The organism is Marilutibacter chinensis (assembly GCF_021725675.1).
In the GTDB taxonomy this organism is placed as follows: Bacteria; Pseudomonadota; Gammaproteobacteria; order Xanthomonadales; family Xanthomonadaceae; genus Marilutibacter; species Marilutibacter chinensis.
Genome location: NZ_JAKJPO010000005.1, coordinates 57309 through 79924, shown reverse-complemented (window position 1 = coordinate 79924; position 22616 = coordinate 57309). Strand labels below are relative to the sequence as shown.

Sequence of the window (22616 nt, the reverse complement as noted above, 5' to 3'; positions counted from 1 at the left end):
CGCGTCGTGACGATGAAGGAATGCCTCCAGGACCCGCATGCGGCCGTCCGGATTGCCATCCCACAGGCGGGCGACCTATGGTATCTGCCGGATATTCCCGCGAATTCGGATATGAAGCCTGGAAGCATTCTCCACGGATGGATCGGCCAGTTGCTATGCGGCCCGCTGCTGTGCAGCCTGCTGGCGAGCTGCTGGGCGGGGCTGCCGAGTACGCCGGAAGCGCTGGCACGGCAGCGCGCGGAAGGCGTCTTCGACGATCCGCGCGCACAAGCGCTCGCGGTGGCGGCCGAGCTCAACCGCACCGACGAGATGCGCCGGCTCATGCGCGATGAAGGTGTCGACCCGGACCTGTTCTTCGGCAAGCAGAACGACCGCCTGCCCCTGGTGGCCTGGCCGATATTGGCCCGCAGCCCGGAAGGGTTGAAGGCGATGCTCGAGAACGGCGCCGACCCGAATGCGCGCAGCCCCGACCAACGTGTCACCAAACATGACGACGGCAGCGGCGGCACCTATTTCCTCGGCATCACCGCGCTGCAGGTCGCCGCGCCATTGGACGATCAGACCTACCTCAAGCTGCTGCTGGAGCACGGCGCCGATCCGGATACCCCGACCCGGGGCACGGAGTCGATGCTGTACTACGCCAAGGTCAATGGCGCCCCCTGGTCGTCGATCCAGATGCTGATCGAGCGTGGCGCCAAGGTCACCGGCTACGCCGGCATGGGCGCCTCGATCATAGGCAGCTATGCCAGCTTCGCCGACTTCGACAAGGTCTACTGGCTGCTGGAGCACGGCGCCGACCCGATGGACCCGGCCGACCATGGCCCCAGCCTGCCCCCGCCGCAGTCACACGTCATCGACCATATCTACTGGTACCCTGCGAAGACAGCGGACGGTCGCCGATGGCAGCGCAAATCCCAGCTTTGGCTGCTCGAGCATGGTTACCCGCAGCCGGAGAAGATGTCGGACCACATCCGCAAGACGCGTGCGGACTTCGGCTGCCCGACCGACGAAAAGGATATTCCGTTGCCCCGCCCGGGCGACACCCTGAACGACACCAAGGAAGATTTCGATGTCGACCCCTGCCAATCACCAGGAGCGTCGGGCCTTTTTGGAGCAGCTGCAGGCCCAGGCTGACCCCGAATCCCTGCGCCAGGCCGATGCACTGCGCCGGCTCTATCACGACCGCGAAATGGCCGGGCTGGCCGACGATGTCTACGACGCCGCCATGCGCCAGGGCGAGCCCCCACCGGGCTGGAAGCGGGCCAGCGAGCATCTGGACGAGCTGCGTGTGTTGAGGCCGGAACTGGCCCAGTACAGCAGGGATCAGTTGCAGGAATTGCTGCAGCCCGTTGACTCCAGGTTCCGTGCCGAGATCTACCTGCCCGATGAAAGTGTGCTCGGCCCCGGCTACCAGCCGACGGCGGTGTTCAAGGGCTCGCGCGGCGAGGTGATGACGGCCGACGGCCTGGTCGACAGCACGGCGGAGGACTTCATCGCGAACAATTTCCCGCAGTCGGTCGGGCTGAAGACCGACTACTATGACCGCGCGATGGAGCTCGGCACCCGCTTGAAGCGTGCCGGTCTGGAGTTCGAAACCGCCGGCCATTCGCTCGGTGGTGGCATGAGCTCGGCGATGTCGGCGGTGACCGGGGCCCCATCCACCACCTTCAACGCCGCCGGCCTGCATCCGGAAACGGCCGCACGCTATGCCCGCACACACCCGAATGTCCAGTTGCATGACACCGACCGCACCGTCCGCGCCTACCAGGTCGAGGGCGAAATACTGACCGACGGTGTCCAGGAGAACCTGACCTCGCTGGGGGCCGTCCAGAACGCGCAACTGGCCGGGGTGATCCGCGAGACGGCGGAGCTGACCCGCGACCTGCCGCAGGGACGCGCCCTGCTCCAGCAGTTCATGAGCAACCAGATTTCGCCGTCGTCGCACCCGGTCGTCGAAGCGTTCCTGGCGCGGATATCGGAGCGCGACACCCCGCAATTGCTGCGCGAACTTCCGCTGGCCGCCGGCCAGGAGCAGCCACGACTGGCGGCGATGACCAATGGCGACGACGGCCCGGTCGCACGCGATGACATCCCCTCGCTGCGCGAACTGGTGCCGGATGCGGCCCCGCTGCTGACCAGCCTGCATGCGACCGCCTACGGCGCGCGCGCAGGCCAGCGGTTCGGCGAAGGCATCGAGTGGACCTTCTGCTCGACCGGCCGCTCGATGGATGGCGTCGGCGATCTGTATCGCAGCTACCACATGACCCTGGGCGCGACCGCCGACGGCTCGGCCCGTATCGTTGGTGAAGCGACCGGAACCGCCGTGCGTTGGGGCGGCGAGGTCGTCGCCCAGACCCACGAGGCACGGGCGGGATTCAGTGCCACGATCGAGCTGGCCGAAGGCTATCTGGAAAAAGGCCATGCGGATCTCAAGGCCGGCGTACTGCGCGGCATCGGCGACTGGCTGCCCGACTCGCTCGGCGAGCGTTTCCACGCAAGAGCCGAGCGTATCGAGCAGGCCGGCGAACAGGCGCGACGCCGGAGTATCGACGAAGCCGCCACCGAGCTCGGGGACGGACGCGACGCCGCCGAGTCGGCCCGTGCCGGATCGCGCGAACTCGGCGAGCGGATCACGGATCTCGGTCGGGATGCCGGCACCCGGATCCGAGACGGATACGCCGACCACGGCAGGCAGGTCGATCAGGCACTCGATCGCGGTGGCGACGCGCTGTGCCAGACCGGCCGTCAGGCACCGGCATACGGCGCAGCGGTCGGCGGCGCGACGACGGGCCTGTTGACGGCTGGCGTCGTGCACAACCCCACGACTCTGCACGGTGTCGCCAATCTGGAGCGTACCGGGCGGTTCGTCAGCCAGATCGGACCGGCCGCGAGCGAAGCGACCGCACGCCACCTGATGTCGGACACGGTATTGCCGAGCCTCGACCACCGCATCCGGGAAGTCGAACAGGCCGCGCGCGAGCGGCTGCAAGGTCGCCAGGCTCCGGTTGCCGGCGAGCAGACCCGGGCTGACGCCGTCGATGCGGCACCCGGGTACCCGTCACCGGCCATCGCCAACGCCCATGAGCGACTGGAGCGACTGCTGGCGGGCGGGATCGACCCGGCCTCGCGGGCCGAATGGGATCGTGAAGTGGCGATGCATCGCGAACGCATGGAGCCGGCACGCGAGGAGCGGGAACTCACGCAGATACAGCAACAAGTCGCACAGCCTGTGGAGATGGCACGCTGACGTCAGTGGTGGCGCGGCTGCGCCAGTCGCGCACACGACCTGCCCGGCGACCTGCCGGGCAAGCCGATCCAGGTCACCGGTCCATGCCACCGAGTGCAGGTCACCGCGTCCGGACCTCTGTGCTCAACCGCGCAGCGCGGCGGCGTGGTGCGCGACGTGCTCGCCGATGAAGCTGGCGATGAAGTAGTAGCTGTGGTCATGGCCGGCACGCATGCGCAGCTCCAGCGGATGCCCGGCAGCCTCGCAGGCGGCCTGCAGACGGGTCGGCTGCAGCTGGCTGTCGAGGAACTCATCGTCCTCGCCCTGGTCGACCAGCAATGACAGCTTTTCCGCACCGGGTTGCGAACCGATGATCAGCTCGCAGGCGTCCCACTCGCGCCAACTTTCCGCATCCAGTCCGAGATAGGCGCCGAACGCCTTGTGCCCCCACGGCACGCGTGTCGGTGCGACGATCGGCGAGAACGCCGACACGCTGCGATAGCGTCCCGGATTGCGCAGCGCGACGACCAGCGCGCCGTGCCCGCCCATCGAGTGACCGCTGACCGCGCGCGCGGTCGTGGTCGGGAAATGCGCATCGACCAGCGCCGGCAGCTCCTCGACTACGTAGTCGTACATCCGGTAGTGGGCCGCCCACGGCGACTGGGTCGCGTTGAGATAGAAGCCCGCGCCCTGGCCGAGATCGTAGCTGTCGGCATCGGCGACGCCTTCGCCGCGTGGACTGGTGTCCGGCGCGACGATGATCACTCCGTGCTCGGCCGCGTAGCGCTGCGCACCGGCCTTGGTGATGAAGTTCTGCTCGCTGCAGGTCAGCCCCGACAGCCAGTACAGAACCGGGCAGTCGCCGCGCGCGGCCTGCGGCGGCAGGTAGATGCCGTAGCGCATCTCGCAACCGAGCACGCCGGAGCGGTGCTGCCAGACTTCCTGGGTGCCGCCGAAGCAGGCATGGGATTCGATGCGTTGCATGTGCGTTCCTCGCGGCCCCTCTCCCGCCTACGGCGGTGGAGAGGCGTGTCTGCGAGCCACTGGCTCGCGTGCCGATCAACGCCCGCGCGCTGTACGCGAGGGCCGGGGAAGGGTTGGGGTGAGGGCGGATCCGGACGCCCTCACCCGCCCTTCGAGCACCCTCTCCCGCAGGCGAGAGAATGAAAGCAAGGTCAGTAGTGAATCACGGTGCGGATCGACTTGCCCTCGTGCATCAGGTCGAAGGCCTCGTTGATCCGCTCCAGCGGCAGCGTGTGGGTCACGAACGGCGCCAGCTGGATCTCACCGGCCATCGCCTGCTCAACCATCCCCGGCAGTTGGCTGCGGCCCTTGACCCCGCCGAACGCGGTGCCCATCCACTTGCGCCCGGTGACCAGCTGGAACGGCCGCGTGCTGATCTCCTGCCCCGCGCCGGCGACGCCGATGATCACCGACTGGCCCCAGCCGCGGTGCGCGCATTCCAGAGCCGCGCGCATCACGTTGACATTGCCGATGCACTCGAACGAATGGTCGACACCCCAGCCGGTCATCTCGACGATGACCTCCTGGATCGGCCGGTCGTGGTCCTTCGGATTGACGCAGTCGGTCGCGCCCATCTGCTTCGCCATCGCGAACTTGTCCGGGTTGGTGTCGACCGCGATGATCCGGCCCGCCTTCGCCTGGCGCGCGCCCTGGATCACCGCCAGGCCGATCCCGCCCAGGCCGAATACCGCGACGCTGTCGCCTTCCTGCACCTTGGCGGTGTTGTGGACCGCGCCGATGCCGGTGGTGACGCCGCAGCCGAGCAGGCAGACCTGCTCATGATCGGCCTCCGGGTTGATCTTCGCCAGCGACACCTCGGCGACCACCGTGTACTCGCTGAAGGTCGAGCAGCCCATGTAGTGATGCACCGGCTGGCCGTTGTACGAGAAGCGGGTGCTGCCGTCCGGCATCACGCCCTTGCCCTGGGTCGCACGCACTGAAGTGCAGAGATTGGTCTTGCCCGACTTGCAGAACAGGCACTCGCCGCATTCGGCGGTGTACAGCGGGATCACATGGTCGCCTGGCTTGACGCTGGTCACGCCCTCTCCGACCTCGACCACCACGCCGGCGCCCTCGTGACCGAGCACGGCCGGGAACAGCCCTTCCGGATCGTCGCCGGACAGGGTGAAGGCATCGGTGTGGCAGACGCCGGTGTGGCTGATCTTCACCAGCACCTCGCCCTTGCGCGGCGGCTCGACGTCGAGCTCGACGATCTGCAGGGGCTTTCCGGCTTCGAAGGCGACGGCGGCACGGCTTTTCATGGCGACTCCTGTTGCGTATGCATGCGGCCGATGCGGGCGCACCGACCGGGATGTTGAACGGGGGTTATTTCAGGTAAGCGCGGATCAGCGCGGTGACCTCGCCGACGCGGGCGTCGCGCTGCTGTTCGGAGGCGGCGGCGTGACTGAATTCCTCGCGGATGTGCGACTCCAGCACCTCCGACATCAGCCCGTTGACCGCACCGCGGATCGCCGCGATCTGCTGCAGCACCGCCCCGCACTCCGCGCCGCCTTCCAGCGCCCGTTCCAGCGCCTCGGTCTGGCCGCGGATCCGCCGGATCCGCGCCAGCACCTTCTTCTTTTCTTCGGGGGAATGCGGCATGCGGCCGGCTCCGGCTAATGAACAATACTAGGGTATAGTATATGAAGCCGGGCGGCGACGTACAGCACGCCCCACTGCAGGGTTCTGCTCAAAGCCAAGGCACTCTGGAAACCGAACCCGTTCCTCGGGCCGAAAAGAGGCTGATCGAGCGTCACGGCGCAGCCCGGACGAGCGCAACACATCCGGGGGCGCTCGCTAACCGAAGCACGCCCCGGGGGCGGCCGATGGGCCCCGGAGCTGGGCTGGCTGCCGCACGGCCAGGTACGGGACCTGCCGCCGGTGCGGCGCTCGGCATCGCCCGAGTTCCGCGGCATCGTGTCTGACCGGACACGCCGGATACTTCGATGCCTCACGCCAGGAAGCAGCCAGCTGCCTATCAGGACTGCATCACCCGGGAGCGCGGCTCCCGAAACTCGTAATGGAACACCTTGGCGACGATCTGCCAGCGCCCATCGAGCTTCACCAGGGTCAGCAGGTCGGTGAAGAACTTCGGTGGGATGGAGCACTCCACCCGGGCAATGGCCGTGACCGGCCCTTCCAGTTCGATCGACAGGATCCGGTCGGTGCGCGCGCAGCCGCGACTGGCCGGGGATGGCCGCGCATCGACGATCAGGAAGTACTGCTCCATGTCCAGGTGCAGCAGCGTGCCGTCCGTCGCCGAGAAGTAGTGCGCTTGCGGATGGAAGGCCCGGCGCAAGCGCCGGGTGTCGCTGAAATGCAGGCCGTCGAAATAGTCCTGCAGCACCGCCGCGATGGCGTCCTTCTCCCCGCTCTCATCCATTCCGCTCTCAGCCATTGCCGCGCTTCCGGAACTCGTCCACCGGCAGCCCGCCCAGTCCCCAGTTGTCGGGCTCGACTTCGTCGATGACCACGTGCGTGGTATCTGGATTCTTGTCGAGCACCCGCACCAGCAGTTCGGTGACGCCGGCGATCAGCTCGGCCTTCTGCCGACGCGTGGCACCCGGGGTTATCCGGACGTTGACATAGGGCATCACTCGACTCCCGTGCGAAAGAAGCCACCGACTTCGGCGATTCGTGCGCCAAAGCGCCGTGCGGTCGCCAGATCCCCCGGAATCATCTCGTCAACGGACGCATCCGCGGGCGTGGCTGCCATGAGTCCCGAGAACGACGCGAGATAGTTCAGGTCGTCCCGTGTCGCGGCCCGGGTATTGCTGGGCATCATGCCGGTACCGAGCCAGATCATCCCGTGCTGCTGCGACAGGGTGAACAGCGCCTGCAACGTGGACAGCTTGTCGCCGTTGATGCCCGCGCTGTTGGTGAACCCGGCCGCCAGCTTGTTCTTCCACCCCTGCCGGGACCAGACCGCCGCGCTCGTATCCAGGAACTTCTTGAACTGCCAGCTCACGTTGCCCATGTAGGTCGGCGACCCGAACACGATCGCGCGGGCGTGATCGAGCTGCCTCCATCCGCCATCCGCCAGCTCACCGCCCCCGTCGATCTCCAGCAAGCTGCCCAGGCAGCCTTCGGCGATGGCCTCGGCGATCCGCCGGGTATGGCCATGGCCGCTGTGAAACACGATGCAGATGTCCTGATTCATGCCTGTTCCCGATCACTGTGCCGGGGAACAGGCTATTGCTCAAGATATTGTTTATAAACACAATCCAGATACAAACATAAATTACACAAGGTAAATAATGAGCCGCCAGTTCAGCGCTGTCTCCCTCGGCAGCATCGAGCTCTTCTGCCTGGCTGCCGAGCTGGAAAGCTTCACGGCGGCCGCCGCGCAGGCCGGGCTCACGCCGGCGGCGGTGAGCCGCACCATCGCCAGGATGGAGGAGCGCCTGCAGGTACGCCTGTTCACCAGGAGCACGCGCAGGATCCGGCTTACCGACGGGGGCCGCGCCTACTTCGAGCAATGCAGGCAGGCACTGGGGCAGATCGTGGACGCCGAGCGCGAGCTGACCGGCGCACAGGCCGAGCCCACGGGCGTGTTGCGGATGAGCCTGCCGACACCGCTCGGACATCGCCGGGTGCTTCCCCTGCTACCGCGCTTCCGCGAGCTGTATCCGAAAGTCCGGATCGACGTGCAGCTGAGCAACCGCAACGTGGATTTCGTCGCCGAGGGATTCGATGTCGCCATCCGTGCGCGGCCACAACCGGACTCGGGCCTGGTCGTGCGCAAACTGATGGATGCCGGACTGGTCGTGGTTGCGGCACCCGCCTATCTGCGACGTCAGGGTACCCCGCGGTCGCCCGACGAACTCGGGCAGCACGACTGCATCCAGTTCCTGCTGCCCAACACCGGGCAGCCAGTTCCCTGGCTGTTCAAGGCCAAGGGGAAGGACCTGGAGATCGCGACGGAGGGCGCGTACACGTGCATGGAAGACCTTCTCGGTATCTCCACCCTGGCGTGCAGCGGTGCAGGCCTTGTCCAGACCTATCGTTTCATCGTGGAAGACGAGCTGCGCGACGGCCGGCTGGTCGAGGTCCTGCAGCCCTTTGGCGGTCGCTCGCGGCCGTTCTCGGTGGTGTACCCCGGCACCCGCCACATGCCGCTGCGCCTGCGCGTCTTCATCGACTTCCTCATGCGCGAACTGGCCGGCGGGCGCGGCCCTGCCGCCTGACGTCGTCCTCACCCCGTGTTCTGGATCCCCGCCGCAATCCCGTTGACGGTCGCCACCAGCGCGCGCAGGCGTTCGTCGTCGGGGCTGCCGGCTTCGCGCCAGCGGGCGAGCAGGTCGACCTGCAGCAGGCTGATCGGGTCGACGTAGGGGTTGCGCAGGCGGATCGACTGGCGCAGGCGGTGGTCGTGGGCGAGCAGGTCGGACTCGCCCTTGATCGCAAGGACCGCGTCGCGGGTGCGCTCGAACTCCTCCGCGATGCCGGGGTGCATCGTCGCGTGCAGGTCGCCGGCCAGGCGCGAGTAGCGTTCGAAGATCGCCGGGTCGGACTTGGCCAGCACCATCTCGACGTCGTCGACGAGGGTGCCGAAAAACGGCCAGTCGCGGGCCATTTCCGCCAGCGCGTCGCGGCCGTGCGCGTCGAGCGCATTGCGCAGCGCGGTGCCGACGCCGTACCAGGCGGTCAGGCCGCAGCGGTTCTGCGCCCAGGCGAACACCCACGGGATCGCCCGCAACGAACCGATGCCCGGCGCGCCACCGCCGCTGGCGCGCTTGGCCGGGCGCGAGCCGATCCGCAGCCGCTCGATCACGTCGATCGGGGTCGCCGCGCGGAAGTAGGCGGGGAAGTCCGGATGTTCATGGACCAGCGCCCGGTAGTGCGCGCGGGCGTCGCCGGCGAGCTGCGTGGCGATCTTCCGCCAGCCGGCCTCGCGCGGTTCCGGCGGCCGCGGGCGCAGGGTCGCGCGCAGCACCGCGCCGGTGGTCTGTTCGAGGTTGCGCAGCGCGATCGCGCGGATGCCGTACTTGCGGTGGATCACCTCGCCCTGCTCGGTCAGGCGCAGGTTGCCGTCGACCGAGCCGCGCGGCGCGGCGATCACCGCGCGCTCGGTCTTGCCGCCGCCGCGGCTGATCGATCCGCCGCGGCCGTGGAAGAACGCGATCCGGATGCCGCTGTCGTGGGCGAGCTGCGTCAGCGCGATCTGGGTCTGCTGCAGCGCCCAGCGCGAGGCGACGATGCCGCCGTCCTTGGCGCTGTCGGAATAGCCGAGCATCACCATCTGGCGGTTGCCGCGCGCGGCCAGGTGGGCGCGGTACAGCGGGTCGGCGAACAACGCCTCGAGGGTGGCGGGGGCGGCGGCGAGGTCGTCGACGGTCTCGAACAGCGGCGCGACGTCCAGCGGCACTTCGCCGGCGGCGTCGGTGCACTTGGCGACCCGCGCCAGCGCCAGCACCGCCAGCGCGTCGGCGGCGCTTCGGCTCATGCTGATGATGTAGGGGCCGAACGCGCGCTCGCCGAAGCGCGGCCGCAACTCGGCGACGGCACGGAACACCGCCAGCACCGAGGCCGCCGGCCCGGGCTCGACCGCCGGCGTCTCGACACTGCCGTCGACGATGCCGTGCAGGCGGACGGCGCGCACGCCGGGCGAGCGCTGCGCCCACTGCGGGTCGTCGAACAGCGCCGCCAGTGCGGCATCGTGCACGGCCGAGTCCTGGCGCAGGTCGAGCGTGGCCAGGTGGAAACCGAAGCACTGCACGCGCCGGCGCAGGCGCCGCACCGCGAACAGGCCGGCGTGCTGGCCGCCGTTCGCGGCCAGGCTGGCCTCGATCGCCTCGACGTCGGCGAGGAAGCTCGCCGCGTCCTCGTAGCCGCCCGGTGCCTCCTTCAGTGTCAGTTCGATGCGCTCGATCATCAGCGCGAGCAGGTTGCGGTACGGCATGTCGGCATGGCGCGGGCGCAGGCGTTCGGCCGCCAGCGGCAGCAGCCTGCGGTAGGCCTCCAGCCGCTCCAGCACCGCGGCGTCGATCGCTACCCGGTGCAGCGACTGGCTGAGCAGTTCGCCGAGCGAGGCCAGGTCGCGCCGGTACGCCGCCAGCACCAGTCCGCGCTGGCCGACCAGCGAGGCGACGACGGTGTCGGCACCGACGTTCGGGTTGCCGTCCATGTCGCCGCCGACCCAGGTACCGAAGCCCAGCAGCGGCGGCAACGCATCCTCGACGCCATAGCTTTCGCGCAGCGCCTCGTCGAACGCCTCGTGGAACACCGGCAGCACCTTGTACAGCACCTCCGACAGGTAGAAGCCGACGTGCTCGAACTCGTCGGCGACGCTGGGCTTGGCGCTCGGGGTCTCGGCGGTCTGCCAGCTCGCGGTCAGCGCCAGGCGGATGCGTTCGCGGTCGGCACGGCGCTCGGCCGGAGTCAGGCCACGGTCGATGTCGTCGACCAGGCAGGCGACGATCTGGCGTTCCTTCTCCAGCAGCGCGCGGCGCACGGCCTCGGTCGGATGCGCGGTGAACACCGGCTCGATGCGCAGGCGCGGCAGCAGCTCGAGCAGTTCCTCGGCGCTGACGCCCTGGCGGGCCAGGCCGCCGAGCACGTCGCGCAGGCTGCCCGGCTGCGGGCTGGCGCCGCGGCGCTCGTAATCGCGCCGGCGGCGGATCCGGTGCACACGCTCGGCGAGGTTGACCGCCTGGAAATAGGTTGCGAACGCACGCACCAGGTCGCTGGCCTGGGACAGTTCGATGCCGGACAACGCGCCGGCCAGCTCGTCGACCGGCGCGCCCGCCTCGCGGCGGCGGATCGCGGTCCGGCGCAACGCCTCGACGTCGGCGAGGAACACATCTCCGCGTTGCTCGGCCAGGATCTCGCCGACCAGCGCGCCAAGGGTTTTCACGTCCTCGCGCAGCAATGCATCGGTGGGTGCGAATTCAACGATCCGCAACGGTTCTTCGGACGACTCGGCGTACAGGGGACGGGCTTCGCTCATCCGCCGAGCGTACCGCACCGCAACATCGCATGCGCATCGGTTGCGTCCGCAACCACTCCCGGCCCGCACGCAGGCTTTGCAAGCCCCGGCGCAGCGGCACACACTATCGCCCGCTTCCGGATTGGAATGACCGCATGCCGTACCTGGGCCTTGGCCTGCACGTCGTCGTTGCCGTGCTCTTCGCGATCCACGCCGTCCGCAGCGGCCAGGACCGCTACTGGCTGATCATCCTCTTCATGTTCCCGCTGCTGGGCAGCGTCGTGTACGCGCTCGCGATCTGGCTGCCGGAGCAACGGCACTCGCCGCAGGCCCGCGCGCTGCAACGCGGCGTGCGCCAGGTGATCGACCCCGAACGCGAGCTGCGACTGGCGAGGGCGGCGTTCGACGACAGCCCGACCACCGACAGCCGGATGCGCCTGGGCGACGCACTGCTCGACTGCGGCCGCGCATCGGAAGCCATCCCCCACTACCAGGCCGCGCTGCGCGGCATCCATGCCGACGATCCGGACATCCAAGTCAAGCTGGCCCGCGCCCAGCTGGAGTCGGGGCACGCGTCCGAGGCCCGCGAACTGCTCGACCGGCTGATCGCCGCCCGTCCCGACTACCGCTCGCTGGATGGGCACCTGACCTATGCGCGGGCGGTCGCCGCGACTGGCGAGCGCGACAAGGCCCGCGAGGAGTTCGAGACCCTGGTCGGCTACAGCAGCAGCTACGAGGCCGTCGCCTGCTACGTCGAACAGTTGCTCGAATGGGACGAGACCGCACAGGCGACCGAGGTCGGCGAAGCCGCGCTGGCGCGTGCCGGCCGTCTGCCCGGCTACGCCCGCAAGCTGCAGAAGCCGTACCTGGTCCGGATCCGGCAGGCGCTCAAGCGGGTGCCGGCCATCGCCTGATCATCGACGGGCGCCACCGGCGCCCGATCGATCCCGGGCGTTGCAGGTTCGATGCGTAACGGCAACGGCGGCGACACCGCGCGCGGCTCCGCGAAACGCCGTACGCGCCGGCAGGCAGCCCTCGCGCCGTGCGGCCCTTGCGTCCATGCTTCGCGCACGACGGCCACGACCGCGCCGTCCGTGCGGGGACTTCAGTAGGCGAACTCGCGGAATACCGGATCCACGCTGCCGTTCCAGACGCCGTGGAACAGTTCCAGCTTGCGCTCGGCCGGCGTGATGCCGGCTTCGGTGAACTCCATCAACGGTTCGAGGTAGACGGTTTCGTCGGCACCGCTGGGGTTGACGTTCGCGCGTCGCTTCAGGCCATGCGCGGAGATTTCCAGCGCGCGCCGTGCAAGATCGAGCACGGTGCCGCCACGGAATGGCAGCTTGAAGGCGTGTTTCGGCACGCCGTCGCGCAGCGCCTGCAGTTCCTCCAGGCTGAAGTCCCTGACCAGGTCCCAGGCCGCGTCGAGCGCGGTGGCGTCGTACAGCAGCCCGACCCAGAACGCCGGCAGCGCGCAGATCCGGTTCCACGGCCCCGAGTCGGCGCCGCGCATCTCCAGGTACTTCTTCAGCCGCACCTCGGGGAAGGCGGTGGTGCTGTGGTCGGCCCAGTCGCGCAGCAGCGGGCGCTGACCCGGGTACGCGGGCAGCCTGCCGTCGAGGAAATCTCGGAACGACTGCCCGCTGGCGTCGATGTACTTGCCTTCGCGGTAGACGAAGTACATCGGCACGTCGAGCAGGTAGTCGACATAACGCTCGTAGCCGAAGCCGTCCTCGAACACGAAGTCGAGCAGACCGGTGCGGTCCGGGTCGGTGTCGGTCCAGATATGCGAGCGGTAGCTGAGAAAGCCGTTGGGCTTGCCCTCGGTGAACGGCGAGTCGGCGAACAGCGCGGTGGCCACCGACTGCAGCGCCAGCGACACGCGGAACTTCTTCACCATGTCGGCCTCGTCGGCGACGTCGAGGTTGACCTGCACGGTGCTGGTGCGGGTCATCATGTCGAGGCCGAGCGAGCCGACCTTCGGCATGTACTCGCGCATGATCTTGTAGCGGCCCTTCGGCATCCACGGCATCTCATCGCGGCGCCACTTGGGCTGGAAGCCCATGCCGAGGAAGCCAAGGCCCATGGGCTCGGCGACCGCGCGCACCTCGCGCAGGTGGGTGCTGGCCTCGCGGCAGGTCTGGTGCAGGTTGTCGAGCGGCGCGCCGGACAGTTCGAGCTGGCCGGCCGGTTCGAGCGACACCGACGCGCCGTCGCGCGAAAGCGCGATGACCCGGTCGCCTTCCTTCACCGGCTCCCAGCCGAACTGCACCAGCCCCTTCAGCAACGCTTCGATGCCACGCTCGCCATCGAACTCCGGCGGCCGCAGGTCGTCGCTGCGGAAACCGAATTTCTCGTGCTCGGTGCCGATCTTCCAGTCGTCCACGGGGCGGGTGCCGCCGCTGAGGAACTCCAGCAGGTCGCGGCGGCTCTCGACGGCGACATCCTTGACGTTGCTGGGACCGGACACTTGCACCTCGGACGGGAGAACGCGCGGGCGGCCGCTGCCGCGGGCGCCACGGATGGGCGGAACGCCGGTACCGCGGCGCGGTGCTCCGGACGGCAATGCCGCATCCTGCGGGGATGCGCACCTGGCGCAGTGTAGCGGGGGCATTGGGGCCGACAAGCGCGGCGCACGGAACACTGAAGCCCACGGGCGGGCGATCGATGGCACCTGTGGGCCGGACTTTACGTGCTTCTTTATCTGCAGGGCCCGCCTGCAGCCTTCATGGAGGATCCACCGCATGTCCATCCGCATCGTCGTCAGCGGCGCGCTCGCCGCCGCGCTTGCCGCCGTGCCGGCACTCGCCGCGCCCCCACCGGAAGTCGATGCCGAGCAGCCCGGCATCGACGCCGGCACCACCCTCGCGCTCGGCGGCTCGGTCTCGCAGCAGCTGGCGCAGTCGTTCACGCTGTACCGCAAGGGCTATCTGAGTCACGTGATGGTGCCGATCAGCTGCCAGCCCAAGGCCGTCGTGCACGTGACCATCGAGAAGACCAGTGCCGGCGCGCCGAACGGCAGCGTGCTCGCATACGAGGCCGTGCCGGGTCACGTGTTCACGTCGGTGCCGACGCCGGCGATCGGCATGCGGATGATCGAGTTCACCTCGCCGGCGAAGCTCGGCCCCGGCCAGTACGCCTTCACCCTGACCGCGAAGGACGGCGACTGCGGCGTGTACCCCGGCCCCAACGGCAGCAGCTACGGCGGCGGCCAGGGCTGGTTCATCGCCGACGGCAACCCGCCCGGCTGGATCGAGCTGTTCGATACCGGCGGCGTGCGCGATCTCGCGTTCCAGATCTACGTCAGGCCCTTGTGAGTCCGGGCCACAACGAGCGGCTGGCACGGAACCCCCGTCCCGCGGGGATTACCGGGCAGCGGCTCAGAGCTGCAGCCAGCGGCTGACCACGCCGCGCGCCTCGTCGACACCGAGCCGTGCGGCGCCGGAGAACACCTGCACGCCGACGCTGTCGCCGAACGCGGACTGCAACTCCTTGCGCACCGCCAGCATCGACTTCGCCTGCTGGCCGCGGCCGAGCTTGTCGGCCTTGGTCAGCAGCGCATGCGCGGGCAGTCCGCGGCTGACCGCGTAACCGAGCATCTGCCGGTCGTAGTCCTTCATCGGATGGCGGATGTCCATCACCACGACCAGCCCCTTCAGCGCCTGGCGGGTGCGGAAATAGCCATCGATGAACGCCTGCCAGTGCGCCTGCAGGTCCTTGGGCACCTTCGCGTAGCCGTAGCCGGGCAGGTCGACCAGGTAGCGGTCGCTGGCCGGCGGAATGCTGAAATAGACCAGTTGCTGGGTGCGGCCCGGCGTCTTCGACACCCGCGCCAGCGCATTCTGCTGGCACAGCGCATTGAGCGCCGTCGACTTGCCGGCGTTGGAGCGGCCGGCGAAGGCGACCTCGAAACCGCCGTCGGGCGGCAGTTGGGCCGGGGTGTGCGCGGCGAGCAGGTACTGGGCGCGGGCCAGCGGGTTGGCTGGTCTGTGGACCGGCTTGGCGACCGGCTTCGCGGGCGTCTCGGGCTTGGGGGCGGAGGGATGGGCCATCTCCATAGCATCGCATGCCGCGTCGATCGGCCGCCGCCGGCGGTCGAGACGCACTCCCGGCAGGCCCGTCGCAACGGCCGCATCGCAGGGCCCGCGTTGACCCGTCCATGGCCGGCGACGATAATTCCACGGTTCCGGCGTGCGTTTTGCCCGCCACTCAAAGAAAGTTCGGAGCCCAGCCTGATGAGCCAAGCCCGCGTCCTCGGCATGATCGGCGTCGCCGCCCTGGCGGCCGCAGCCGTCGCCTATGCCCAGACCACGGTCACCCCGATCCCGGAAAGCGAGCCGGTGGAAGCCGCGCCGCTGACCACGACCCCCGAGCAGGTCACCTGGGGCGACGCGGAAGCCGGCGCGACCAAGGCCACCACCTGCGCGGCCTGCCACGGCGTCGACGGCAACCCGAGCGATCCGCAGTATCCGCGCCTGGCCGGCCAGAACGAGCGCTACATCGCCCACCAGATCGCGCTGTTCAAGAGCGGCGAGCGCAATACCGGGATGGCCGCGGTGATGAAGCCGTTCGCCGACGCGCTGTCGGCGCAGGACGCGCGCGACATCGGCGCCTACTACGCCAACCAGAAGGCCGGTGCCGGCGTCGCCGACGACAGCGTCATCGCCAGCGGTCCGAACGAGGGTATGAAGTTCTACGAGGTCGGCGAGAAGCTGTTCCTCGGCGGCGACAGCGCCCGCGGCATTCCCGCCTGCATGGCCTGCCACGGCCCGGACGGCGCCGGCAACCCCGGCCCCGCCTACCCGCAGCTCGCCGGCCAGCAGGCCGCCTACACCCAGCGCCGCCTCGAGGAGTATCGCGCCGGCGTGACCCAGGAGCAGGACCCGCACCTGTTCAACGTGATGGCGACGGTCGCCAGGTCGCTGAGCGACGAAGAGATCGGCGCCCTGTCCAGCTACCTGCAGGGTCTGCACCCGCGCGCCGACGACTTCGCCGCGGCCGACGCCCCGGCAGCCCCGCTGCCGACCGCACCGGCGCCGGCCGAACCGTCCGCTCCAACCGAGGCCGTACCGGCGGAGCCGGATACCGACGCCGGTGGTACCGCCGGGACCTGACGACGGTCAGGACCGCGGAACTTCCCGGGCCTTCCCGGGTCCGACCCCGGGTCCCGGGTGAAACCGCCAGCCACGTCACGCCGGCCGCCTGCGCGGTCGGCGTTTTCGTTTCTGTCGCCTGGTGCGGACCGGTATGGTCGCCGGTGCTCCTCACCGAGCCGGATGCACAGGCAGCCGGATGCCCATCGGGCTGTTCCGCCACGGGGTTCCATCACCGTTTCCACTGGATGACGAGGTCGCCACGATGACTGCACGCTTCGCCCGCCACTCCGCCCTGCCCGCCTGGCTGTTCGCCCTCGCCCTGGCCACGCTCGCGCTGATGCCCGACGCGGCGAAGGCTGCCGATCCCGCGCTGGTGCCCGGCGTCGATTATGCCGAGATCCCCGGCGGCACCCGCCTGGGGCCTGACGACGGCAAGGTCGAGGTGGTCGAGGTGTTCGGCTACTGGTGCCACCACTGCGCCGATTTCGCACCGATGCTCGAGAACTGGAAGCACGAAAGGCGCAACGACGTGCGCGTGACCTATCTGCCGCTGCCACGGGGACAGGACGATGCGCTGGCCGCCGCGTTCTTCGCTTCCCGCAAGCTCGACAGCCTCTCGCGTACTCACGACGCGACCTTCCGCGCGATCCACGGCGAACGGCTGCTGCCGCGCAACCCGACCGTCGACGAGATCGCGACGTTCTATGCGTCGCTCGGCGTGGATGCGGCGCGGCTGAAGGCCGCGATGGCCTCCAGCGAGGTACAGGAACGGCTGCCGGAGGCCCGCGAGTTCGCGATCGGCAGCGGCGTCGAAGGCACTCCGACCCTGATCGTCAATGGCCGCTACCGGGTCATCGGACGCTCGCTGGAGGACGTGCTGCGGATCGCCGACGCGCTGGTCGCGCGCGAGCGCGCGGCCGCGCGCTGAGCCACGCGCCGAGCGTCCGCGACGCTGAACCGCGTACGGATATTGCCCACCCTGCCCTCCCGGCCGTCGTTCACGGCCGGTATCCTTCCCACACGCCGGGCGCACGCGCGATCGATCGCCGACGCCGCGTGCGCCACCCGATACCCCGTTGCGGAGAACGCCCGATGACTTCTCGCCCGACCCAAACCGGCCTGATCCGAGCCGGCCTGCTGCCCCTGTTGCTGCTCGTGTCCACGCTCGCGGCCTGCTCGTCCGAGACGCCCGCCCCTGCCGCCACTCCGGCCGAGACCGCCACCGCTCCGGCTCCGGACACAGGAACCACACCGGCGGCGCCCGCCGAGGCCGGCGAAGCGCCTGCCGCCGACGGCAGCACCCCCGAAGCGGCCGGGCAAGCCGCCGCGAACGACAATCCGGTAGTCCCGCCGCAGGGTCCGGCACCGGTGCTGGGGACCGACTATGTCGAGATCGCTGGCGGCCAGCCGTTCGCGCCGGCGATGGGCAGGATCGAGGTGGTCGAGGTGTTCGGCTACACCTGTCCGCACTGCGCGCAGTTCGAGCCGGTGTTCAAGGCGTGGAAGGCGCGCCAGCCGGCCGACGTCGTCGTGGTTCCGCTGGCGGCGCCGTTCGGCGGCTACTGGGAGCCCTATGCACGCGCGTTCTACGCCGCCGAGTCGATGAACCTGCTCGAGAAGACCCACGACGCGATGTTCCGCGCGGTCCACCTCGAGCGCAGCCTGCCGACCCCACCGACCGTGGCCAAGCCCGAGCAGATCGCCGCGTTCTATGCCAAGTTCGGCGCCGATGCCGGACAGTTCGCCGGCGCGATGAACAGCTTCGCCGTCAACGCCAGGATGAAGCGCGTCGGCCAGTTCCTGATGCGCAGCGGCGTCGACTCGACCCCGAGCCTGGTCGTCAACGGCAAGTACCGCGTGACCGGCGGCCGCAGCCACGAGGATCAACTGCGCATCCTCGACCACTTGGTCGCGATGGAACGCGCTGCAATGGAGCGCAACGCTGCGGACAGCGGCGCGGCCGCCGGCAGCCGCTAAGCGCACCGCGCAGGAGCCGTCGCAGCGTCGCAGCCATGTCCGCCCAGAACAACGACCGGCAGCGCCTGCGGCTGCTCAGCGCCAACATCCAGGCCGGCTCCAGCACCCGCCGCTACAGCGATTACGCGACCCGCAGCTGGTCGCACGTGCTGCCGGCCGGCAACAAGCGCGGCGCGCTCGACGTGATCGCGCGGCTGGCCGGCGAGCACGACATCGTCGGACTGAACGAGAGCGACCCGGGCAGCCTGCGCTCGGGCTTCACCAACCAGACCCACTACCTCGCCCAGCGCGGCGGCTTCGACTACTGGAGCCACCAGCCCAACCGGCGCGTCGGCGGCGTCGCATCCAGCGCCAACGGCCTGCTCAGCAAGCTGGAGCCGATCGAGGTCACCGACCATGCCCTGCCTGGCCGAATCGCCGGGCGCGGCGTGCTGCTGGCCCGCTTCGGCGAGGGAGACGTGGGCCTGACCGTCGCGGTCGCGCACCTGTCGCTGGGCAGCCAGTCGCGCGCCTCCCAGCTCGCGTTCATCGCCGAACTGCTGCACGACCACCCGCACGCGGTGCTGATGGGCGACTTCAACTGCGCGACCGACCGCCCGGAGATGCAGCGCCTGTTCCGCGAGACCCGGCTGCAGCCGCCGGCCTGCGAGGTACCGACGTTCCCGAGCTGGAGTCCGCAGCGCGCGATCGACCACATCCTGGCCAGCGATGGCCTGGTCTGCGCGGAAGCCATCGCGCTGCCGGCCGCCCTGTCGGACCATCTCGCGCTGTCGATGGAGCTGCATATCCCCAACGAGGCGTTGCGACGCTGAGACCAGTGCCCCGGATGCGTCCGGGACCTCCCGACGGCGTTCGTCGGCACCGCGATCGGCAAGACCGGCATCGACAAGATGCATGAAGTCAATCTGGCCGTTCTGGCTCGCCTCGATCGGAGTGTTGCTGCTGGTGGTGACGTTCCCGCAGCTTTCGCTGTGGCTTCCGGCGCTGTTCAAGGGCAGTTGAGCCGCGCGGCGGTGCGAAGGTTCCTGCGTCGATGGCGACAGGGCCCCCGGCTTCCGCTGCCGGCGCGGCTATCCTGTGGAGCACGGCCAACGCGAAGGCGCCATCCGGGGAGAACGGACATGACGACAACTGCGGTTCGATTCCGGCGCGGCGCGGCCTGGCTCGCGTTGCTGCTGGGTTGCCTGCTGACCCTGCCCGGCGCCGCGTCCGCGACCGACGATCGCGCCGGCTTCGTGTGCGTCGAAGGCGCGCGCTTCGTGCTCGACGGCAAGCCCTACCGGTTCGCGGGCGCCAATTTCTGGTACGGCGCCTACCTCGGCGCGCCGGACGGCATCGGCGACCGCGCGCGGTTGCGCGCCGAACTCGACCAGCTCAGGGCCGCCGGCATCGACAACCTGCGTGTGCTGGCGATGTCCGAGGCCAGCGATTTCAGGCGCGGCGTCGATCCCGCGATCATGACCGCGCCCGGCCCGCTCGAGGGCGGCCCGCTCGACAGGAGCATGTTCGATGAACGTCTGCTCCAGGGCCTCGACGTGCTCCTCGACGAGATGGGCCGGCGCGACATGAAGGCGGTGCTGTACCTGAACAACTTCTGGCAATGGTCGGGCGGCATGTCCCAGTACGTCGCATGGTTCACCGGCGAGCCGGTGTTCGATCCCGACGAGAGCGGTGACTGGAACGGCTTCATGCAGAACTCGGCGCGCTTCTATGCGATACCCGAGGCGCAGAAGCTGTACCGGAACGCGATCAAGGCCGTGATAACCCGCCGCAACAGCATCAACGGCAAGGCCTACGCCGACGATCCGACGGTGATGTCGTGGCAACTCGCCAATGAACCGCGACCGGGCAGCGACGCCGACGGCCATGCCAACTTCCCCGCCTACCGGCAGTGGATCCACGACACCGCAGGCTACATCCGCAGCCTGGCGCCGAAGCAGCTGGTCAGCACCGGCAGCGAGGGCGCGATGGGTTCGCTTCGCGACGATGATCTCTACATCATCGCCCACGCCAGCCCGAACGTGGACTACCTGACCTTCCACCTGTGGCCATCGAACTGGGGCTGGATGGATCACGACGACCCGGTCGCACGGCTGGAGTCGGGGCTTGAAACGTCGCTGGCCTACATCGACCGCCACATCGACATCGCGGGCAAGCTCGACAAGCCGATCGTGCTGTCGGAGTTCGGCCTCGACCGCGACGGCGGCTCCTACGACCCCGCTTCCAGGGTTACCGCGCGAGACCGCTTCTACCGGGCGATCCTCGCGCGCCTGCTCGAGCGGGCGAAAGCCGGCGACGCCATCGCCGGTTCCAACTTCTGGGCCTGGGGCGGACGTGGACGCACCACGAATCCCGACTTCATGTGGAAAGCCGGCGACCCGTTCACCGGCGACCCGCCGCAGGAGCCGCAGGGGCTGTTCTCACTGTTCGACAGCGACGCCTCGACGCTGGAGATCGTGTCCGGGCATGCGAAGGCGATGAAGGCGGTGGATTGATCATTCCGTCCGGGGTCCGGCCGGCGGCAGAGGAGATGCCGATGGAGCATCTGACGCTTCGAACGACGTGACCGCGGCCATCCCTGGCGCAAATCGACAGGCTTTGGACCGCCCGGCCCGGCCATCCATGCCCGGGCGTTCGGCAGGCCGCGCGGCAGTGCCGCGCAAGCGGCCTGCCTCACCCTTCCATCTGTTCCAGTTCGCGACCACGCGTCTCGTGCACGAACTTCAGCACGAACACCACCGACACCGCCGCCGCCAGCGCATACAACCCATACGCCGCCGCCAGCCCGATTCCCGCCAACAGCATCGGGAACGTCCACGTGATCAGGAAGTTGGAGCCCCACTGGAACAGTCCGGCGACCGCCAGGCCCGAGCCGCGGATCTGGTTCGGGAACATTTCGCCGAGCATCACCCACATCACCGGACCCCACGACAGGTTGAAGAAGATCACGTAGACGTTGGCCGCGACCAGCGCCAGCACGCCCATGTTGTCGCTGAGCACCAGCTTGCCGCCGGCATCGAGCGAACCGGTCGCGAACGCGACCGTCACCAGGCCGAGGCTGGCCGCCATGCCCAGCGAACCGATCCACAACAGCGGCTTGCGGCCGATGCGGTCGATCAGCACCACCGTCAGCAGGCAGGCGCCGATGCTGAGGCCGCCGGACAGCACGTTGATCAGCAGCGCGTCGCTCTCGGAGAACCCGACCGCCTGCCACAACACCGCGCCGTAGTAGAACACCACGTTGATGCCGACCAGCTGCTGGAATGTGGCCAGGCCGATGCCGACCCAGACGATCGGCCGGACCCGCCCGGTCGCCTTGCTGATCAGGTCGGAGAAACGCGGACGATGGTGATCCTGCGCCAGGCTGGCCTCGATCTCGCCGAGCTTGGCGGTGCCGGCCGTGGTGCCGTAGAGGCGGGTCAGCACCGCCAGTGCCCGCTCCCGGCGCGCCTTCACCACGAGGAAGCGCGGGCTCTCCGGGATGAACAGCAGCGCGACCAGGAACAGCAGCGCCGGCGCCCCCTCCATCCAGAACATCCAGCGCCACGCCTCGTGCCCGCCCCATAGCGGCTCGGTCGAGGCGCCGGCGAACTTCGCCAGCAGGTAGTTGCTCAGGAACGCGGCGAACAGGCCGCAGATGATCGCGATCTGCTGCACCGTCGCCAGCCGGCCACGGTAGTGCGCGGCCGACACCTCGCTGATGTAGGCCGGCGACATCACGCTGGCCGCGCCGACCGCGAGTCCGCCGAGCACGCGGTAGAACACGAACTCCGGCGACGACGTCGCCACGCCCGAGCCCCAGGCCGAGACGATGAAGAACACCGCCGCGACGATCAGCAGGGTGCGCCTGCCGTACAGGTCGGCCAGCCGGCCCGCGAAGAACGCACCGAACGCGCAGCCCAGCAGCATCGAGGCGACGTTGAAGCCGGTGCCGACCGAGTCGGAGTCGAACGCCCGCTGCAGGCCGTCGACGGTACCGTTGATCACGCCGCTGTCGAAGCCGAACAGGAATCCGCCGATGGTGGCGACCAGGCTGATGAGGAGGATGAAGCGGGTGTTCTCGCTGTCCTGTGCCGTGACGCCGACGGCGGTGCGGGCTTGCGCCATGTTGATTCCCCGTGTGGAAGTCTGTGGACCGGGTCGAGTATCGCCGCTGTACGCATGCCGTGCGCATCCAGATCGCATGTAACGTCGATGTAACGCACGAAGCACGCGAATACTGTCCCGAAACCCGCCACCCGGGCTGTCCCGGAACGAGGGGCGAACGCAAACCGGCACCTCTCCCGTCTCATCGGGAGGACGGCATGGCCACGCCCTATCCCGCTTCCATCCCGTTTCGCGATGGCGACGCAACGGCCGGTGGTCG

20 protein-coding genes are annotated in these 22616 nt (G+C 69.1%); 10 read left to right on the top strand and 10 right to left on the bottom strand.

The window, feature by feature from the left end; translation table 11 throughout:
* Positions 1 to 12 precede the first annotated feature (12 nt).
* Positions 13 to 1134: an ankyrin repeat domain-containing protein gene (locus L3V18_RS10290; RefSeq protein ID WP_343226328.1), complete on the top strand. Its 1122-nt coding sequence runs from the start codon at positions 13 to 15 to the stop codon at positions 1132 to 1134.
* The gene (locus L3V18_RS10285; RefSeq protein WP_237054602.1) at positions 1070 to 3247 is read left to right on the top strand and encodes a Tle-like phospholipase domain-containing protein; all 2178 of its coding nucleotides are present in this window, start codon (positions 1070 to 1072) and stop codon (positions 3245 to 3247) included. Before L3V18_RS10290 ends, L3V18_RS10285 begins: the two co-directional genes overlap by 65 nt.
* 123 nt (positions 3248 to 3370) lie before the next feature.
* Here L3V18_RS10285 and fghA read toward each other — a convergent pair whose 3' ends face one another.
* From fghA to L3V18_RS10255, 6 genes are all read right to left on the bottom strand, one after another.
* Entirely contained in the window at positions 3371 to 4210 is an 840-nt protein-coding gene (gene fghA, locus L3V18_RS10280) for an S-formylglutathione hydrolase (protein ID WP_237054601.1), read from the bottom strand.
* Between the two features lie 191 nt (positions 4211 to 4401).
* Positions 4402 to 5511, bottom strand: a complete 1110-nt coding sequence (locus L3V18_RS10275) for an S-(hydroxymethyl)glutathione dehydrogenase/class III alcohol dehydrogenase (protein WP_237054600.1) — start codon at positions 5509 to 5511, stop codon at positions 4402 to 4404.
* Positions 5512 to 5575: 64 nt separating this feature from the next.
* A complete protein-coding gene (frmR, locus tag L3V18_RS10270; protein ID WP_237054599.1) occupies positions 5576 to 5851 on the bottom strand; it encodes a formaldehyde-responsive transcriptional repressor FrmR in 276 nt (91 codons plus the stop codon).
* Between the two features lie 376 nt (positions 5852 to 6227).
* Positions 6228 to 6632, bottom strand: coding sequence for a nuclear transport factor 2 family protein (locus L3V18_RS10265; protein ID WP_237054598.1), 405 nt, complete (start codon positions 6630 to 6632; stop codon positions 6228 to 6230).
* A gap of 7 nt (positions 6633 to 6639) precedes the next feature.
* Positions 6640 to 6843, bottom strand: coding sequence for a tautomerase family protein (locus L3V18_RS10260; RefSeq protein WP_237054597.1), 204 nt, complete (start codon positions 6841 to 6843; stop codon positions 6640 to 6642).
* Positions 6843 to 7409: a flavodoxin family protein gene (locus L3V18_RS10255; RefSeq protein WP_237054596.1), complete on the bottom strand. Its 567-nt coding sequence runs from the start codon at positions 7407 to 7409 to the stop codon at positions 6843 to 6845. Before L3V18_RS10255 ends, L3V18_RS10260 begins: the two co-directional genes overlap by 1 nt.
* Before the next feature lie 97 nt (positions 7410 to 7506).
* On the opposite strand from L3V18_RS10255, the gene L3V18_RS10250 reads away from it, so the two are divergent.
* Positions 7507 to 8436 (top strand): LysR family transcriptional regulator, encoded by a 930-nt coding sequence (locus L3V18_RS10250; RefSeq protein WP_237054595.1) that lies wholly within the window; start codon positions 7507 to 7509, stop codon positions 8434 to 8436.
* An 8-nt stretch (positions 8437 to 8444) separates the two neighbouring features.
* Here the strand turns inward: L3V18_RS10250 and ppc are convergent, their stop codons facing one another.
* Positions 8445 to 11198, bottom strand: coding sequence for a phosphoenolpyruvate carboxylase (gene ppc, locus L3V18_RS10245; RefSeq protein ID WP_237054594.1), 2754 nt, complete (start codon positions 11196 to 11198; stop codon positions 8445 to 8447).
* 134 nt (positions 11199 to 11332) lie between these two features.
* Here ppc and L3V18_RS10240 point away from each other — a divergent pair, with 134 nt between their 5' ends.
* Positions 11333 to 12091 (top strand): tetratricopeptide repeat protein, encoded by a 759-nt coding sequence (locus L3V18_RS10240; RefSeq protein ID WP_237054593.1) that lies wholly within the window; start codon positions 11333 to 11335, stop codon positions 12089 to 12091.
* 191 nt (positions 12092 to 12282) lie between these two features.
* On the opposite strand, the gene L3V18_RS10235 is transcribed toward L3V18_RS10240, so the two are convergent.
* Positions 12283 to 13647: a glutamate--cysteine ligase gene (locus L3V18_RS10235; protein WP_237054592.1), complete on the bottom strand. Its 1365-nt coding sequence runs from the start codon at positions 13645 to 13647 to the stop codon at positions 12283 to 12285.
* A 274-nt stretch (positions 13648 to 13921) separates the two neighbouring features.
* On the opposite strand from L3V18_RS10235, the gene L3V18_RS10230 reads away from it, so the two are divergent.
* Entirely contained in the window at positions 13922 to 14494 is a 573-nt protein-coding gene (locus tag L3V18_RS10230) for a hypothetical protein (RefSeq protein WP_237054591.1), read from the top strand.
* 63 nt (positions 14495 to 14557) lie between these two features.
* On the opposite strand, the gene yihA is transcribed toward L3V18_RS10230, so the two are convergent.
* Positions 14558 to 15229 carry a ribosome biogenesis GTP-binding protein YihA/YsxC gene (gene yihA, locus L3V18_RS10225; protein ID WP_237054590.1) on the bottom strand — a complete coding sequence of 224 codons (672 nt, stop codon included), beginning with the start codon at positions 15227 to 15229 and terminating at the stop codon, positions 14558 to 14560.
* A gap of 183 nt (positions 15230 to 15412) precedes the next feature.
* Here yihA and L3V18_RS10220 point away from each other — a divergent pair, with 183 nt between their 5' ends.
* The 5 genes from L3V18_RS10220 (at position 15413) to L3V18_RS10200 (ending at position 20745) form a co-directional block, all read left to right on the top strand.
* Positions 15413 to 16291, top strand: a complete 879-nt coding sequence (locus L3V18_RS10220) for a c-type cytochrome (RefSeq protein WP_237054589.1) — start codon at positions 15413 to 15415, stop codon at positions 16289 to 16291.
* 244 nt (positions 16292 to 16535) lie between these two features.
* Positions 16536 to 17201: a thiol:disulfide interchange protein DsbA/DsbL gene (locus tag L3V18_RS10215; RefSeq protein ID WP_237054588.1), complete on the top strand. Its 666-nt coding sequence runs from the start codon at positions 16536 to 16538 to the stop codon at positions 17199 to 17201.
* 164 nt (positions 17202 to 17365) lie between these two features.
* Complete coding sequence (locus L3V18_RS10210) at positions 17366 to 18250, top strand: thiol:disulfide interchange protein DsbA/DsbL (protein WP_237054587.1); 885 nt, start codon at positions 17366 to 17368, stop codon at positions 18248 to 18250.
* Positions 18251 to 18285: 35 nt separating this feature from the next.
* Positions 18286 to 19062: an endonuclease/exonuclease/phosphatase family protein gene (locus L3V18_RS10205; RefSeq protein ID WP_237054586.1), complete on the top strand. Its 777-nt coding sequence runs from the start codon at positions 18286 to 18288 to the stop codon at positions 19060 to 19062.
* A 309-nt stretch (positions 19063 to 19371) separates the two neighbouring features.
* On the top strand, positions 19372 to 20745 hold the full coding sequence (locus tag L3V18_RS10200) for a glycoside hydrolase 5 family protein (RefSeq protein ID WP_237054585.1): 1374 nt from the start codon (positions 19372 to 19374) through the stop codon (positions 20743 to 20745).
* A gap of 178 nt (positions 20746 to 20923) precedes the next feature.
* On the opposite strand, the gene L3V18_RS10195 is transcribed toward L3V18_RS10200, so the two are convergent.
* Positions 20924 to 22357 carry a sugar porter family MFS transporter gene (locus L3V18_RS10195; protein ID WP_237054584.1) on the bottom strand — a complete coding sequence of 478 codons (1434 nt, stop codon included), beginning with the start codon at positions 22355 to 22357 and terminating at the stop codon, positions 20924 to 20926.
* Positions 22358 to 22616 lie beyond the last annotated feature (259 nt).

Bases quoted from the DNA above. Each gene is read 5' to 3' on its own strand.
- L3V18_RS10290 (WP_343226328.1), top strand. From the start codon at position 13: ATGAAGGAATGCCTCCAGGACCCGCATGCGGCCGTCCGGATTGCCATC.
- L3V18_RS10215 (WP_237054588.1), top strand. From the start codon at position 16,536: ATGACTGCACGCTTCGCCCGCCACTCCGCCCTGCCCGCCTGGCTGTTC.
- L3V18_RS10255 (WP_237054596.1), bottom strand. From the start codon at position 7,409: ATGAATCAGGACATCTGCATCGTGTTTCACAGCGGCCATGGCCATACC.
- L3V18_RS10275 (WP_237054600.1), bottom strand. From the start codon at position 5,511: ATGAAAAGCCGTGCCGCCGTCGCCTTCGAAGCCGGAAAGCCCCTGCAG.
- L3V18_RS10265 (WP_237054598.1), bottom strand. From the start codon at position 6,632: ATGGATGAGAGCGGGGAGAAGGACGCCATCGCGGCGGTGCTGCAGGAC.
- L3V18_RS10205 (WP_237054586.1), top strand. From the start codon at position 18,286: ATGTCCGCCCAGAACAACGACCGGCAGCGCCTGCGGCTGCTCAGCGCC.
- L3V18_RS10240 (WP_237054593.1), top strand. From the start codon at position 11,333: ATGCCGTACCTGGGCCTTGGCCTGCACGTCGTCGTTGCCGTGCTCTTC.
- L3V18_RS10210 (WP_237054587.1), top strand. From the start codon at position 17,366: ATGACTTCTCGCCCGACCCAAACCGGCCTGATCCGAGCCGGCCTGCTG.
- L3V18_RS10195 (WP_237054584.1), bottom strand. From the start codon at position 22,357: ATGGCGCAAGCCCGCACCGCCGTCGGCGTCACGGCACAGGACAGCGAG.
- L3V18_RS10250 (WP_237054595.1), top strand. From the start codon at position 7,507: ATGAGCCGCCAGTTCAGCGCTGTCTCCCTCGGCAGCATCGAGCTCTTC.
- yihA (WP_237054590.1), bottom strand. From the start codon at position 15,229: ATGGCCCATCCCTCCGCCCCCAAGCCCGAGACGCCCGCGAAGCCGGTC.
- L3V18_RS10230 (WP_237054591.1), top strand. From the start codon at position 13,922: ATGTCCATCCGCATCGTCGTCAGCGGCGCGCTCGCCGCCGCGCTTGCC.
- fghA (WP_237054601.1), bottom strand. From the start codon at position 4,210: ATGCAACGCATCGAATCCCATGCCTGCTTCGGCGGCACCCAGGAAGTC.
- frmR (WP_237054599.1), bottom strand. From the start codon at position 5,851: ATGCCGCATTCCCCCGAAGAAAAGAAGAAGGTGCTGGCGCGGATCCGG.
- L3V18_RS10285 (WP_237054602.1), top strand. From the start codon at position 1,070: ATGTCGACCCCTGCCAATCACCAGGAGCGTCGGGCCTTTTTGGAGCAG.
- L3V18_RS10200 (WP_237054585.1), top strand. From the start codon at position 19,372: ATGACGACAACTGCGGTTCGATTCCGGCGCGGCGCGGCCTGGCTCGCG.
- L3V18_RS10260 (WP_237054597.1), bottom strand. From the start codon at position 6,843: ATGCCCTATGTCAACGTCCGGATAACCCCGGGTGCCACGCGTCGGCAG.
- L3V18_RS10220 (WP_237054589.1), top strand. From the start codon at position 15,413: ATGAGCCAAGCCCGCGTCCTCGGCATGATCGGCGTCGCCGCCCTGGCG.
- ppc (WP_237054594.1), bottom strand. From the start codon at position 11,198: ATGAGCGAAGCCCGTCCCCTGTACGCCGAGTCGTCCGAAGAACCGTTG.